Annotated in this window: 17 protein-coding genes; 13 read left to right on the forward strand and 4 right to left on the reverse strand. The window is 36.9% G+C overall.

What is annotated here, in order from left to right:
* Positions 1-2: 2 nt before the first annotated feature.
* Entirely contained in the window at positions 3-875 is an 873-nt protein-coding gene (locus ACMAWV_RS13330) for an ArgP/LysG family DNA-binding transcriptional regulator (protein ID WP_412470210.1), read from the reverse strand.
* A gap of 95 nt (positions 876-970) precedes the next feature.
* Between ACMAWV_RS13330 and ACMAWV_RS13335 the strand changes: the two genes are divergently transcribed.
* Together ACMAWV_RS13335 and sugE are read left to right on the forward strand one after the other, a co-directional pair.
* Positions 971-1,606 carry a LysE/ArgO family amino acid transporter gene (locus ACMAWV_RS13335; RefSeq protein WP_103218264.1) on the forward strand — a complete coding sequence of 212 codons (636 nt, stop codon included), beginning with the start codon at positions 971-973 and terminating at the stop codon, positions 1,604-1,606.
* Positions 1,607-1,614: 8 nt separating this feature from the next.
* On the forward strand, positions 1,615-1,944 hold the full coding sequence (sugE, locus tag ACMAWV_RS13340) for a quaternary ammonium compound efflux SMR transporter SugE (RefSeq protein WP_103218263.1): 330 nt from the start codon (positions 1,615-1,617) through the stop codon (positions 1,942-1,944).
* On the opposite strand, the gene ACMAWV_RS13345 is transcribed toward sugE, so the two are convergent.
* Positions 1,934-2,920: an LLM class flavin-dependent oxidoreductase gene (locus ACMAWV_RS13345; RefSeq protein ID WP_392992802.1), complete on the reverse strand. Its 987-nt coding sequence runs from the start codon at positions 2,918-2,920 to the stop codon at positions 1,934-1,936. The genes sugE and ACMAWV_RS13345 overlap by 11 nt on opposite strands.
* The gene (locus tag ACMAWV_RS13350) at positions 2,920-3,981 is read right to left on the reverse strand and encodes an alkene reductase (protein ID WP_412463265.1); all 1,062 of its coding nucleotides are present in this window, start codon (positions 3,979-3,981) and stop codon (positions 2,920-2,922) included. The genes ACMAWV_RS13345 and ACMAWV_RS13350 overlap by 1 nt, the downstream gene beginning before the upstream one ends.
* Before the next feature lie 85 nt (positions 3,982-4,066).
* Here ACMAWV_RS13350 and ACMAWV_RS13355 point away from each other — a divergent pair, with 85 nt between their 5' ends.
* From ACMAWV_RS13355 to ACMAWV_RS13405, 11 genes are all read left to right on the forward strand, one after another.
* A complete protein-coding gene (locus ACMAWV_RS13355; protein WP_103218260.1) occupies positions 4,067-4,369 on the forward strand; it encodes an ArsR/SmtB family transcription factor in 303 nt (100 codons plus the stop codon).
* A 151-nt stretch (positions 4,370-4,520) separates the two neighbouring features.
* On the forward strand, positions 4,521-5,273 hold the full coding sequence (locus ACMAWV_RS13360; RefSeq protein ID WP_103218259.1) for a class I SAM-dependent methyltransferase: 753 nt from the start codon (positions 4,521-4,523) through the stop codon (positions 5,271-5,273).
* 2 nt (positions 5,274-5,275) lie between these two features.
* A complete protein-coding gene (locus tag ACMAWV_RS13365) occupies positions 5,276-5,473 on the forward strand; it encodes a cold-shock protein (RefSeq protein WP_103218258.1) in 198 nt (65 codons plus the stop codon).
* Positions 5,474-5,639: 166 nt separating this feature from the next.
* A complete protein-coding gene (locus ACMAWV_RS13370) occupies positions 5,640-6,467 on the forward strand; it encodes an endonuclease (protein WP_412470209.1) in 828 nt (275 codons plus the stop codon).
* Positions 6,468-6,668: a hypothetical protein gene (locus ACMAWV_RS13375; RefSeq protein WP_103218256.1), complete on the forward strand. Its 201-nt coding sequence runs from the start codon at positions 6,468-6,470 to the stop codon at positions 6,666-6,668.
* A gap of 125 nt (positions 6,669-6,793) precedes the next feature.
* Positions 6,794-7,381 (forward strand): TetR/AcrR family transcriptional regulator, encoded by a 588-nt coding sequence (locus ACMAWV_RS13380; RefSeq protein ID WP_103218255.1) that lies wholly within the window; start codon positions 6,794-6,796, stop codon positions 7,379-7,381.
* 20 nt (positions 7,382-7,401) lie between these two features.
* A complete protein-coding gene (locus ACMAWV_RS13385; protein ID WP_146037862.1) occupies positions 7,402-7,923 on the forward strand; it encodes a GNAT family N-acetyltransferase in 522 nt (173 codons plus the stop codon).
* A 17-nt stretch (positions 7,924-7,940) separates the two neighbouring features.
* On the forward strand, positions 7,941-9,593 hold the full coding sequence (locus ACMAWV_RS13390) for an AMP-binding protein (protein ID WP_412470208.1): 1,653 nt from the start codon (positions 7,941-7,943) through the stop codon (positions 9,591-9,593).
* Positions 9,562-9,900 carry a hypothetical protein gene (locus ACMAWV_RS13395; protein WP_412470207.1) on the forward strand — a complete coding sequence of 113 codons (339 nt, stop codon included), beginning with the start codon at positions 9,562-9,564 and terminating at the stop codon, positions 9,898-9,900. Before ACMAWV_RS13390 ends, ACMAWV_RS13395 begins: the two co-directional genes overlap by 32 nt.
* A gap of 56 nt (positions 9,901-9,956) precedes the next feature.
* On the forward strand, positions 9,957-10,682 hold the full coding sequence (locus tag ACMAWV_RS13400; protein ID WP_412470206.1) for a pirin family protein: 726 nt from the start codon (positions 9,957-9,959) through the stop codon (positions 10,680-10,682).
* A 53-nt stretch (positions 10,683-10,735) separates the two neighbouring features.
* Entirely contained in the window at positions 10,736-11,329 is a 594-nt protein-coding gene (locus ACMAWV_RS13405) for a hypothetical protein (RefSeq protein ID WP_103218250.1), read from the forward strand.
* A gap of 19 nt (positions 11,330-11,348) precedes the next feature.
* On the opposite strand, the gene ACMAWV_RS13410 is transcribed toward ACMAWV_RS13405, so the two are convergent.
* Positions 11,349-13,052, reverse strand: coding sequence for a transglutaminase-like domain-containing protein (locus ACMAWV_RS13410; RefSeq protein ID WP_412470205.1), 1,704 nt, complete (start codon positions 13,050-13,052; stop codon positions 11,349-11,351).
* Positions 13,053-13,155: the final 103 nt, after the last annotated feature.

Below are 13,155 nucleotides of genomic sequence, written 5' to 3' on the forward strand. Positions count from 1 at the left end.
TTCTATAATTTTTGTGCGGCCTTGATTAGCTTCTCATTAAAGAGCTTAATGTGTTCTCTTTGATATTCCCATTGGTGCAGAAAGAGTGAAACACTAAAATTCTTAGATGGATTTAATTGAACGAATTTTCTCTTCTTCATCTCTTTTTCCATATCAATGAAGGGAAGGAGTCCATAGCCGTATCCTCCTAGGATTGCTTTTTTAAAACTTTGAACAGATGGCATTAAGTTTATCTTAGTTAGCTTATCTAATTTGAAATTCTCTTTTAGATAAGTGTGTTGGGCCTTATCATACTTGTCAAAAACTACGAGTGGAGCTTCAGATAGTGTCTTCTTAGTAACTCCTTCGCTAAAATATTCCTTATAAAACTTCTTAGAACAAACTAGCGAGTAGACCATATCTCCTAGATGAGTCGAGGTGTGGTTAGGAAGAGGCTTCTTTTCAGAGCTAATACACATATCAACCTGACCACTCTTTAAATACTTCAATGTATTGTCTTGGTCATCAGCAATAATTTGTAGTGTTAATACTTGTGAGACTTTTGTATCTGTAAGGACATCGAGAAAAAACAAGTCGAGGCTATCTCGGTTCATGGCAATCTTTAAAGTAGGCTTTGCTTTTTTGATATCATCATCTTCTAGAATTTCATTTTCTAAGCTAGTTACTTTCCGAAGTAGGTTTAAATAAGATTTTCCTTTTTCAGTTGCACGGTAGGGCGTCTTTCTAATTAATAATTTTGTTCCTAAAAAAGATTCAAAGTTTTGTATACGTTGCGTAACTGCGGACTGAGAAATTCCAATCGCTTTAGAAGCAAGCTCAAAGCTTTGATATTCAATGACGGCCTGTAAGGCCCTGAGTGCATGGTAATCAATCATTATTTACTCTCATAAGTTTTACTAATTAATAATTAAAAAGATTAATTTAACTTATATCATGATTTGCATTAAATTACGCCTCAGGAGCAGGTATTATGGAATTTTTTACTCAAGGTTTTTTATTGCAGGCAAGTCTTATTCTAGCACTGGGTGCACAGAACCTTTTTCTTATTGATATTGGCACTAAGAAAAAGAATCACTACCTAGCAGCAGCTATTTGTTCAGTGTGTGATATGGCGCTAATTCTATTGGCCGTTCTCGGTGTTTCTGGTGTTCTTGTAAAAACTGTTGAGTTTAAAGTCGGTATCGGACTTCTTGGAGCTTCTTTTCTGCTTTACTATGCGGTAATGAAATTTATTGACTCTGTGAAGGGTGTTAAGGAAGTTGAAGAGAGTAAGAAATTTGCGCTTTCGCGTCGTCTTGTGATTTTAACGACGCTTAGTTTTACCCTGCTTAATCCTCACGTCTATATTGATGCCTTTTTCTTAATTGGTGGATACTCAACACGCTTTAATTTAGTTCAAGATCGTTTTCTTTTTGGACTTGGTGCCGGTGTTTTTTCAATTATATGGTTTTACTTTCTAGTGACTTTTTCTTCTAAGTTCTCTCATATTTTAACTAAAGAGAAGAACTTAAGAATCTCGTCACTTGCTACCGCTATTGTACTGGGCTATCTTGCTCATAAGCTTGGAAGTGAATCTGTAACAGAGTTTATTCAACTACTCTCATAGGAGTTCTTATGGCCTCGACAACTACTGCATGGGTTATTCTTGTTATTGCAGGTCTTCTTGAAGTATGTTGGGCAATTGGACTTAAATATACTGAAGGCTTTACGAAACTGATTCCAAGTATATTCACTCTTGTAACTCTAGCTGCAAGCATGTTCTTACTTGCTAAGGCCAGTCAAACTCTTCCTATTGGAACGGCCTACGGTGTATGGGTTGGAATAGGAGCGCTAGGTGCTGCAATCTTAGGAATAGTTCTCTTCAATGAGCCAATTACTCTTGCACGTACAGCTTTTCTAGCGCTACTGCTTATTTCAATTATTGGTCTAAAACTTACTGCTTAAAAATTTCAGACAGAAGCTTTAGAGATTTTATCTTTTTCTCATTATCGAAAATTGAGGTCACAACCATTAACTCATCTGGACGGTAACGTTCGATAAACTGATCAAGGCCTCTTTTAACAGTTTCTTTGGAACCAACAAAAGAGAAGTGAAGCATATGTTGGGCCATCATCTTCTCGTGCATATCCCAATAGGTATCCATATCTTCAATAGGAGCTTGGAATTTCTTCTTTAATCCACGACGAAGATTGGCAAATGATTGTTTCTGGCTTGTTGAGAGAAATTGTGCTTCCTCATCAGTATCTGCAATGATGATATTCACACCCAACATAACATAGGGTTTGTCTTGTTGAGCCGATGGTTCAAAGCCCGCATGATAAAGAGATAGTGCTTCTTGAATTGCATCAGGGGCAAAGTGCGAAGCAAAGGCATATGGTAATCCAAGGTGTGCAGCAAGCTGTGCTCCAAAAGTACTTGATCCTAGAATCCATAAGGGAACTTGTGATCCTAGCCCAGGAGTGGCGACTATTGGATCGTTTGCACTTTCCATTGAGAGTAGACGCTGAAGCTCAACAATATCTTGTGGGAAATTATTTGAACTTTGAGCTGTTGTTCTTAAAGCCTGCACGGTCATTTGATCAGTTCCTGGAGCGCGGCCAAGACCTAAATCAATACGTCCAGGATAAAGTGCTTCTAGTGTTCCAAACTGCTCAGCAATAACAAGAGGAGAGTGATTTGGAAGCATTATTCCACCAGCTCCAATACGAATTGTTTTTGTTTGACTTGCTAGTAATCCAATAACTACTGAAGTTGCTGCACTTGCGATGGCAGGCATATTGTGGTGCTCGGCCACCCAAATACGATTGTAGCCATATTCTTCTGCTGCTTGCGCGCTACGAACTGAATTATCAAAAGCATCTTTTACTTCCTGGCCTTCATTAACGAAGACCAAGTCTAGTATCGATAGTTTTGGTGTCATCACAGCTCCTTCAATGTCGGGTAATCTGTATAACCAACATGATCAGGTCCATAGAATGTATCAAAGATTGGCTCATTTAATGGTGCATCAATTCTTAGTCTTTCAACTAAGTCTGGGTTTGCAATAAATGGAACACCAAAAGAGATGGCATCAGCAATTTTATCTTCCAATGCTTTTTCAGCTGTTATCTTTGTAAATTTTTGATTGGCAATTAGAACACCATCAAATTTTTCTTTTAACTTTGGGAAGAGACTTTGCTCATCTAGTGGGTCGCGAGTAAATATGAAAGCAATCTTTCTCTTATTTAATTCTTCTACCACATGGCCAAAAAGTTCCAGGGGATTAGAGTCACCCATGTCGTGGCTATCGCAGCGAGGAGCAAGATGAACGCCGACGCGATCAGCGCCCCATACTTCAATGAGTTGGTCTGTAATTTCAAGCAAGAATCTTGTACGGTTTTCAATCGTCCCTCCGTAGATATCGTCTCTCTTATTAGTTGAGTCTTGTAAGAATTGGTCAATTAGGTAGCCATTGGCAGCGTGTACTTCAACTCCGTCAAAGCCAGCTTCCATCGCATTGATGGCCGCTTGACGATAGTCTTTTACAATTGCTTTCACTTCTTCAGTTTCAAGTGCACGAGGTACTTCGTAGTTAGTAATTGGTCGTACTAGTGATACATGTCCCGCAGGCTGGATAGCACTTGGTGCAACAGGCTTTTGCTCATTTAAAAAACTTGAGTGAGAGATCCTTCCCACATGCCAAAGTTGCATATAAATTTTTGAACCTTTTGCGTGAACTGCATCTGTTACTTTACGCCAGCCATCGATTTGATCCTTCGACCAAATTCCTGGTGTATTTGCGTAACCAACGGCAGAGGGTGTAATTGCCGTTGCTTCTGTAAGGATCATTCCTGCATCAGCTCGTTGTTCATAGTATTTCACCATGAGGTCATTAGGAATTCGTTCAGCTCCTGCTCTGGCACGAGTTAGAGGGGCCATAATAATTCTATTTTTTAGCTCAACACTTCCAAGCTTTATCGGTGTAAATAAATTCGTACTCAATTGAGACTCCTTTAGTTTGATGTTTATCAAACAATAGGCCTGCCCTTGATAAAAATCAAGTCCTTTGTTAGAATTTTATCTAACTATGAATGATTGCACACAAATACCATTAGATAAGATCTTTAAATCACTAGGCGATCCCATTCGCATGAGTGTGATAAAGCAGTTAATTGCATATGAAGAAGAGCATGGTCACAAGGAGATTACTTGTGGAGGCTTCGATTATTGCGTAAATAAGGCCACTTTTTCTCATCATATTAAGATTCTTATTGAGGCCCATATCATTTGCCAAAGAACAGAAGGGGTGAAGAAGTACCTATTTCTCAACCCTAATATCAAAAAGTATTACCCTGGCTTGATCGAAACAATTAAAAAAACATGCGAATAAAATACAGTAAGAAGAATCTCGCTTGTATTAGAGCTTTGGACATAGTATCTTGTGTCAAATTAGGTTTCCTATAGTTCACTTCCTTATTTCGGTTCTGTCTATTTTTAATCTTTTATTATTTAGAAACGACAGAATTGCAGGGAATACCTTAGTGAACGAAGTGCTTAATGCAGACTCAGTACCATTGAAAGATCTTATTAAAAATCCGCGTACATTTATGAGAAGCAATAATCATCCTCTGGAGCATGCAAAGGATTTAGACCGAACACTTGGTTTTCGTATTCCAAGAATAGAGGGGAAACTTCTACAAAAATACAAAGCTTATTATAAGCAAAATGATGGAACAAAGGGAAAGCAGCACTTTCAGGGGACACAGACTTGGATTGGACTGCATCCACAAGTTCTACAAACACCGTATAATGATATCTTTGAGGCCCTTTATCTTTTAAAAGACTTTGAAGTAAATAAAGTGGTGGATATTGGTGCAGGTTATGGACGCGTAGGCATTGTGATGAACTCTGTCTTTCCTGAGGCCCGCTTCATTGGATATGAGATTCTTAAACAAAGAGAGAGTGAGGGAAATCGCCTCTTTGAGAGATTAGAATTGCTCAATTGTGAGATTCTCTTAGAAGATGTTTTAGAAGATGACTTTATTTTGCCAAAAGCACAGATCTATTTTATCTATGACTTTAGTGAAATTGAGGATATTTCTAAGATTTTAGACGAGCTTGTGGCCCGTGTTGATGATTACAGCTTTTTTCTGGTAACGAGAGGCGATCGAATCGATTTCTTACTAGAGAGAAAATATAAAAAATTATGGAATGCCAATGGGCGCTTAAGCTCTGGCGAATTAAAAATATATAGTTCTAACGTAGACCTAAAGAAGCTTAAACATAAGGAGTAAGTATGAAAACAGGTAAAGTTAAGTTTTTTAATGATGAGAAAGGTTTTGGATTTATCGTTCCAGACGATGGAAGCAAAGATCTTTTCGTACACATTTCAGCAGTAAACGGTAACACTCTAAGTGAAAATGACGCTGTTGAATTTGAAGTAGGTGAAGGACAAAAAGGTCCTTGTGCTGTTTCAGTAAGCGTTCTTTCTTAATCTTAAGAATGACTCGTCGTACCTTTTAAGAAAGCGAAGAATTTCAGCTTCTTAGAAGGTACACCTTCTTATAAAGTCCATTTATTTATAAGAATCCCTAATACCTCCTATAAGATTTAGTAAATTTTTCATTGTGTTCATGTATTTTAGTAGATACTCTCTTGGCATGAAAATCACACACATCGCAACACTACTTATTTTAATCTCAAGCGCGGCCTTAGGCTCATCTTGTGATCAAGAATTTTTTTACTCAGGACTTTCAACTGCTTCATCTGGATATGTATTTAAGTCACAGCTTTCTTCTCTTTTAAGAAGAACTCATCGTGGTATCTCGTATGATGACCTTCTTAAGGCGTATCGTAGCACTGATCTCGATACTACTTACGATGGTGATCGCACGATAATGGATATGTATTCTGAGAACCCAAACGGAAAAGATCCATATCGCTACCAACCTGGCCGTCGTACTTGTGGCCAGTATAAAGGTGAAGGGGATTGCTACAATCGTGAACACCTATTTCCACAAGGGCTTTTTAACAAGAGACGCCCAATGAAGACAGATATCTTTCATGTTTATCCAACAGATGGAAAGGTAAATGGCCACCGTGGTTCTTACCCATTTGGAGAAGTTGGAAAAGCTTCATGGGTTTCTAAAAATGGTTCTAAGATTGGTACAAGCTCGACAAGTGGATATCGTGGAAGAGTTTTCGAACCTATTGATGAATTTAAAGGTGATATCGCTAGAGCAATGCTTTACTTTGCTGTTCGTTATGAAGCTGAGATTCCTAGGTTTAAAGATAATCCAATGACAAATGGCTCTCGTGAACAAACTTATAGCTCTTGGTTTATTAAGCTTCTTTTGAAGTGGCACAAGCAAGATCCTGTAAGTGAGCACGAAAGAAGAAGAAATGATATCGCATGCGAATATCAAAAGAATCGTAATCCTTTCATTGATCACCCTGAGTGGGCAATGGCCATTTGGGAAGTTCAATAGATGTTTCGAATTCTAATTACAGTTATTCTAACATTTATTTTTCTCGTTCCGTTCTTCTCCACACCAGTTGGAGAAGAACTGTATCTAGAATATCAAGATACGGAACTCTACAGATCAATCTATTGCCAATATGTTGAGTGGTTTGGTGCTGAAGGTTTTGATAAAATTAAGTTTGCTGTAAAGTGCCAACTGCTAAAATAAGTCTATAAAATCAAAAAACTAAAATGTAATTTCAGTAAGTTATATCATTTAACTTGAGTCTACTCGTGTCTTGTGGCATATTTTAGAGTCTACGTCTAGACAAGTTGTCTATAAATGGAGTGGCGGTGAAACAGGACTCAAAAGAGGCCATTTTTGAAGGTGTGTTAGAGCTTCTGAAAGAAGAGGCCATCTTAGATATTTCCGTATCAAAACTTAAAAAACAGACCGGCCTTTCAACTGGAACTTTCTATTATCATTTTCCAAATGGAATAGAAGATATCTATAAATCCTTATTCATTAAACTATCTACTAAGATTAGAAATAAAGCTTTTATTGCGGCCAGTGCGGCCAAGACAGTAGAAGAAACTCTAATTGATTTAGTTAGTGTTTATTTTGACTGGCATGAGTCGAAAGTGAAAGAAAGCGACTTTTTTTGGAAGGCTTCAATGTCTGGCTACCAAGAAATTAGAGAACTTCTAATTAGTGAGTATGAGATTTTATCGACAAAAATTTATGACGTTCTTACCACTCAAGCTGAAGTCGAAAATATTAGAATTGTTGATCGTCGAATACTAGATGCCATGTTATTTGGCGCTGCTAGAGAGCTTGTTTATTCTTGGATAAGACGAGGTAGAGATAAGAAAGAATTTGAAGTCATTAAAGAACAATTTATAAAGACGCTGTATAGAGCATGTGTCATTGAAAGATCTTGAAAAAGACTGTGAGCGAAACTGTGAAGTATAACGAAAAGTTCTTTGAAAAATTTGAGCATCTTGGTGAAAAGTACGTCATTAGAAGTGTCAGTGAAAATGATCAAGAGAAGTTGATTGAAGCATTTAAAATGGCCTCTCACCGAACACTTAATAGTCGTTTTCTTGCGGCCAAGAAAAGCTTATCTAAGAAGGACTTAGAGCTATTTACTTGCCCTGATTATATTAATCACGTTGCCTTAACTGTAATGCAGGAAAGTGAGGACGGCGAAAAGCCTGTAGGTTCTACAAGATTTTATCGTGACTCGGATAATTCTCCGACGGCCGAGTTTGCCGTAACAGTAATAGATAAGTATCACCGAAAAGGCTTTGGTGGGATCTTGATAGATCATTTAATCAAGGCAGCTAAAGAGCGTGATATAAAAGAAATATATGGAACTGCTAGCACTGGAAATCATGCTGTGCTTGGACTGCTAAAGAGTCGCGGTGACGTTGTCGTTGAAACTGAAACAATGGGAATTGTGAATATTAGATTAAAGCTATAAGAAAAAAGGATATATAAATGAATAGAGTATGGTTGGATAATTATCCAAAGAACGCCGCCACAGAAATTAACCCTGATCAATATAATAATATTGTTGAAATGATTGATGAAACTTGTGGAAAGTTTTCGACGAGAAAAGCTTTTATCAATATGAATGCAAGCATGACTTATAGTGAAGTCAAAGAGAAGTCAGAAGCCTTTGCTAATTACCTTATCAATGATTTGAAACTTAAAAAAGGTGATGTCATCATGATTCAGATGCCAAACCTTCTGCAATACCCGGTTGCTCTTTTTGGTGCTTTCAAAGCAGGGCTAATTGTTGTTAATACAAACCCTCTCTACACTACGAGAGAAGTAAAAAAGGTACTTGAAGATAGTGGGGCAAAAGCAATTGTTATCTGTACAAACTTTGTTGCTAATCTTGAAGAGGCCATTGAAGGAAGTCAGATCGAGCATATTATTACGACAGAAATTGGTGATTTTTTTCCATTAGTAAAAAGGAAGCTAACAAATTTTGTTATTAAGCATGTAAAGAAAATGATTCCTACTTATAAAGGTAGTTACTTAACTCTTAATGAAGCAATCGAAAAAGGACAAGGACTGAGTGTAACTTATCCAACAGTGGAAAGAGAGGAAACTGCGCTCTTTCAATATACTGGTGGAACAACGGGGAAAACAAAAGCGGCTATCCTAACTCACCGAAATATTATCGCGAATATGCTACAAATGGATGTTTGGATTAAGGCAGGACTTGGAACAGAGCCTGCAAATATCCTCGCTCCACTACCTATCTATCATGTCTTTACTTTATCAGTTAATATCTTTGGTTTCTTTAAGATGGGTATGACTAACGTTCTTGTAACAAATCCTCGTGATTTAAATTCACTTATCAAAGATGTGTATACACACAAGCCGAAAGTTCTAATTGTTGTCAACACTCTACTGCAAGCGCTACTTGCAAATGAAAATTTCAGAAAACAGAATTTGAGCTTTATTGAGTTTAGTGTTGCAGGTGGAATGGCCCTTAAGCCAGCTGTTAAGCAAGACTGGGAGAAAATTACAAAGACAAGAGTTATTGAAGGATATGGCCTTACTGAAGCATCTCCTGTTGTCAGTTGTAACCCAACAGATGGGACGGATGAAATAGGTTCTATTGGGCTTCCTCTTCCTTCAACTGATATTAAAATCATTGATGCTGATGAGAATGAGTTAGGTTTTAATGAAGAAGGAGAGCTTTGTGTAAAAGGGCCTCAGGTTATGAAAGGGTATTGGAATCAACCAGAGGAAACAAGTAAGACCTTTACTAAAGATGGTTGGCTTAAAACAGGAGACTATGCCACGGTTGATGAAAAAGGTTTCCTAAGAATTTTAGATCGTAAGAAAGACATGATTGTTGTTTCTGGATTTAATGTTTATCCAAATGAAGTTGAAGGAGTTCTATTAGAGCTAGATGGTGTACAGGATGTTGCTGCTATTGGAATTGAAAGTGAAAAGTCAGGACAAGTTGTAAAAGTCTTTATTGTTAAATCAAAAGCAAATTTAACAGAAGAAGATATTAAGGCTTATGCAAAGAAAAATCTTGCTGGCTATAAAGTTCCAAAGCAAATTGCTTTTGTGGACGATTTACCGAAGAATAATGTTGGGAAAGTTCTTCGCCGAGAGCTTCGCTAAGATGTACTCTAGCTCAAGAAGATACCGAAAAAACGATTGGTGGGATCTGGTGGCCGTCATTGACCAAGAACTGGGGAGAGATGATGGCCCACAAACTTACTACTATATTTTTGATGAATTAAAATGGAGAATGGTTGAGTCGATTTCAGAGGGCTCAACCTTCAAAATTAAAAAGAAAGCAAATGAGCTTTATGATCGAATTCAGGTTAGTCAAAAAAATTGGACTAATATAGAACCTGATTTAGTAAAAGAAATCGAATTACTTTTAGAGTTCTTACTTGATCCCCCAACTAAAATTTTAATTTAATTTACCTACATTGAAGTATTGAAGATCGCTATAATAATCAAAATGTAGGAGGAAAGATGACAAACGTACTTCATCGTGCTGATTCACGTGGTCATGCAGAACACGGTTGGCTAAAAAGCAATCATACTTTTAGTTTTGCCGATTACTATGATCCTGAAAGAATCCATTTTGGAGCGCTAAGGGTTATTAATGATGATGTTGTTGCACCTGGAAAAGGCTTTGGAACTCATCCTCACCGTAATATGGAAATTATCTCAGTGCCTTTAAAAGGCGCCCTTCATCATAAAGATACTATTGGAAATGACTTTATCATTAAGAAAGGTGAGATACAGGTTATGTCGGCCGGTTCAGGAATTTCTCATAGCGAGTATAATAACTCTGACAGGGAAGAAGTACACTTCCTACAAATTTGGGTATTGCCTAAAGAGCATAATATAACACCCACTTATTCTCAAAAGTACTTCAAAGAATCAGATCGTAGAGGAGAGTTTCAATTAATTGTCTCTCCTGATGGCCGAAGTAATTCAGTTAGTATTAATCAAAATGCTTTTTTCTCATTAGCTAGTTTAGAGGAAGGTCAAAACTTAACCTATAAAAAGTTTATGGAATCAAATGGTGTTTATATCTTTGTGATTAGTGGTGAAGTTAGAGTAAATGATCTAACTCTTTCTGCTCGAGATGGACTTGGTATCGATCCAGGTAATAATATTGGGATAAGGTCATTTAATGACTCAGAATTTCTTGTTATGGAAGTTCCAATGGATGTGGAAAAATATAACTGAAAATACTGATTTTAATCAGGTTAAACTAATAAAATTGTTTGCTAAAATAAAGTATGAAAAAAGAAAATATCGTACTTCTAGTTCTTATCACTTTAATTTCATTTGCAGGTGTTGCGTATTACGCAAATAACCTAAATGAAGATACACAAGTTGAAAGGTGGGTGTTCTTTGATTTGGGAGATACCATCATCAATACTAAAAAAAGTGGTAATTATCACTATTACGAAGGCTCTCTTGAGTATATTAAATCACTGAAGGATATGGGGATTCATGTTGCCATTATCTCAAATATTCCAGAGTCGTTTGGTGAAACTTACGAACAAAAAATTACGACTTTGAAGGAATATGTAAGAGCACACTGGAATGATTCTGTTGAGTTTGATTGGAGTGTGTTTGAAAAAATCTATATTCCTATGAGTAATGAAGAATTAAAGCCTGCGCCTTATATTTTTAATAAGGCCCTCGATGAGACTGGCCGCTACCCAAGTCTTTATATATCGGAGTCTTTAAAAGAGGTGGATGCGGCAAGACAACTTGGACTTGCTGGTTTTCATTTTAAAGAAGGTAATTTAAACAAGGCTAAGCGTAATATTTATATTCATTTAGATGAGATTATTGATTATATAGATAGTAATAGTCACCTCTAAGAGGTGACTATTATATTTATTAAAAAATGTATTCACCTTCAAATTTGTAAGTCGCTTCTTGATTATCCTTTTTTATATATTTAATACCTAAACTTAAACTATCTTTTAAAACTTTTGTTTGAGCAGAAATGTATGTCGATTTTTGATTTCCTTTTACCCAAAATCCTGTTCGACCATATAGAGGAGCTTTCATTCCTATTTCAAAAGAGTGGCGTCCATCCTCTGAGTATAGTGTAATACTATAGTCTGCAGTTGCACCTTCTTGTCGAATATAGATAATATTTTGAATTCCAACTCCATACTCTTTCATAATTTGTTTTTTGATTTCGTTTTTAATTGTTCCACCAATTACGGCCATCGTGTATTTACCTTCTTCTCTAACGTCTGCTTTCATAATTGAAGCATGGGCCGTAACAATTCCTTTCCAATCAAATCCCAGATAGTCTGAATCAGCATAAAGTGAAGATGAGAACATATTTTGACTGTCACTAAAATCACCTTCTGTTTGGAAATTATCTGCTTTTATCTTTCCATTCCCCACAGTGATACTAACGTGGGATTTTACGTCAGCATAAACATTTCGAAGAATTCCTAAGTCTACTTTTCCTGACTTAAGGCGAGCATCCATTCCAAAATAAATACTCGTACTATCCTTTATAAAATCTCTGTGTTCAAGTTTCTTCTGTTCTCTTTGAATAGCAATTCCCGCATCAAACTTAATTCGATTACCTTGGTTTTTTAACGTTGCAGCAACACCAGATGCTGTTAAGCCGCTTGATGATTCAGCGTAGTAGCTTTTTGCATGAATTGCGCCATTTTCATAATTCATTGAGATAACATCGATATTATCAAACTCTACACCTGGGGCAATCATCTCAACGTCCAGACCTACTGCTTGATTTAATAGGTAACCAACTTCACTTGGTACACGATCAACAGGCTCACCATCAGCGTTAAAGATTCTATAATTTATTCCAAAATCTGCTAGGGTTGTATCTTGTGCTAACCCCTGAGCACTTTGGCTTTCGTTGATTCTTGTTTCACCGTAATTAAAATTGATAATACGATCTTTATTACCAGGGTCTTGTACGACAACAGTAGCGTGACCAACATCTCTTGTATTATATGCAACAACATAGACGTCATCTATATTAAGCTTTTTAAGAACATTTGCTTGAGCTACCGCAATGTCACGACAAACTCCTGCTTTGCTTCCTTCTCTAATTGCTTGGAAAAGATCTTCAGTGGTTACAACACCTTCCTTATCACGTTGAAAATCGTAGTGATTGTTCATAATGGTACCAAGGATATGGGCGAGGTAGATCTTTTGGTTGAAGCTTAAAAGTAGCTTTGCTGAAGAATAGATATTATCCCTTCTCACCTCAGGAGAGCCAATAATTAATCCGGCAACTACATTGGTAAAGTACATTTCACCTTCTTCTTTACCAAATTGTGCCACAGACTCTTTAAAGATATCTGACATGTCCATTTCATTAAAATAGGCACAGTTTTCGCTAAGGCAGCCTACGATGGATTTTACAACAGCTGTTCTTCGCACGGTATCGGTCCAGTACGATTTGGTATTGAATTCGTCTGTTTGAATGAGCGGTCTCGTCTCATACTTTCGTTTATTTACTTCAACACCCGAGCCTTGATAGCCAATGCTAAAATCTGCTTGAGTATTAAAAGATAATAGTAAGCCTAGAAAAAAGAATTTCTTCATTACAAACAACTCCATAGTTTAGTTCAAATGTATAATTTGCAAGGAGGGTGCCATTATTTTTCTCGTATATTCATTTAGTTGGCCTAATTTCGATGTCGAGAAA

Origin of the sequence: Halobacteriovorax sp. RT-1-1 (genome assembly GCF_047085455.1) — a bacterium.
In the GTDB taxonomy this organism is placed as follows: Bacteria; Bdellovibrionota; Bacteriovoracia; order Bacteriovoracales; family Bacteriovoracaceae; genus Halobacteriovorax_A.

Excerpts from the sequence above, each read along its gene's own strand:
- ACMAWV_RS13390 (WP_412470208.1), top strand. The coding sequence starts at position 7,941 with ATGAATAGAGTATGGTTGGATAATTATCCAAAGAACGCCGCCACAGAA.
- ACMAWV_RS13370 (WP_412470209.1), top strand. The coding sequence starts at position 5,640 with ATGAAAATCACACACATCGCAACACTACTTATTTTAATCTCAAGCGCG.
- ACMAWV_RS13410 (WP_412470205.1), bottom strand. The coding sequence starts at position 13,052 with ATGAAGAAATTCTTTTTTCTAGGCTTACTATTATCTTTTAATACTCAA.
- ACMAWV_RS13400 (WP_412470206.1), top strand. The coding sequence starts at position 9,957 with ATGACAAACGTACTTCATCGTGCTGATTCACGTGGTCATGCAGAACAC.
- ACMAWV_RS13345 (WP_392992802.1), bottom strand. The coding sequence starts at position 2,920 with ATGACACCAAAACTATCGATACTAGACTTGGTCTTCGTTAATGAAGGC.
- ACMAWV_RS13405 (WP_103218250.1), top strand. The coding sequence starts at position 10,736 with ATGAAAAAAGAAAATATCGTACTTCTAGTTCTTATCACTTTAATTTCA.
- ACMAWV_RS13375 (WP_103218256.1), top strand. The coding sequence starts at position 6,468 with ATGTTTCGAATTCTAATTACAGTTATTCTAACATTTATTTTTCTCGTT.
- ACMAWV_RS13365 (WP_103218258.1), top strand. The coding sequence starts at position 5,276 with ATGAAAACAGGTAAAGTTAAGTTTTTTAATGATGAGAAAGGTTTTGGA.
- ACMAWV_RS13355 (WP_103218260.1), top strand. The coding sequence starts at position 4,067 with ATGAATGATTGCACACAAATACCATTAGATAAGATCTTTAAATCACTA.
- ACMAWV_RS13330 (WP_412470210.1), bottom strand. The coding sequence starts at position 875 with ATGATTGATTACCATGCACTCAGGGCCTTACAGGCCGTCATTGAATAT.
- sugE (WP_103218263.1), top strand. The coding sequence starts at position 1,615 with ATGGCCTCGACAACTACTGCATGGGTTATTCTTGTTATTGCAGGTCTT.
- ACMAWV_RS13335 (WP_103218264.1), top strand. The coding sequence starts at position 971 with ATGGAATTTTTTACTCAAGGTTTTTTATTGCAGGCAAGTCTTATTCTA.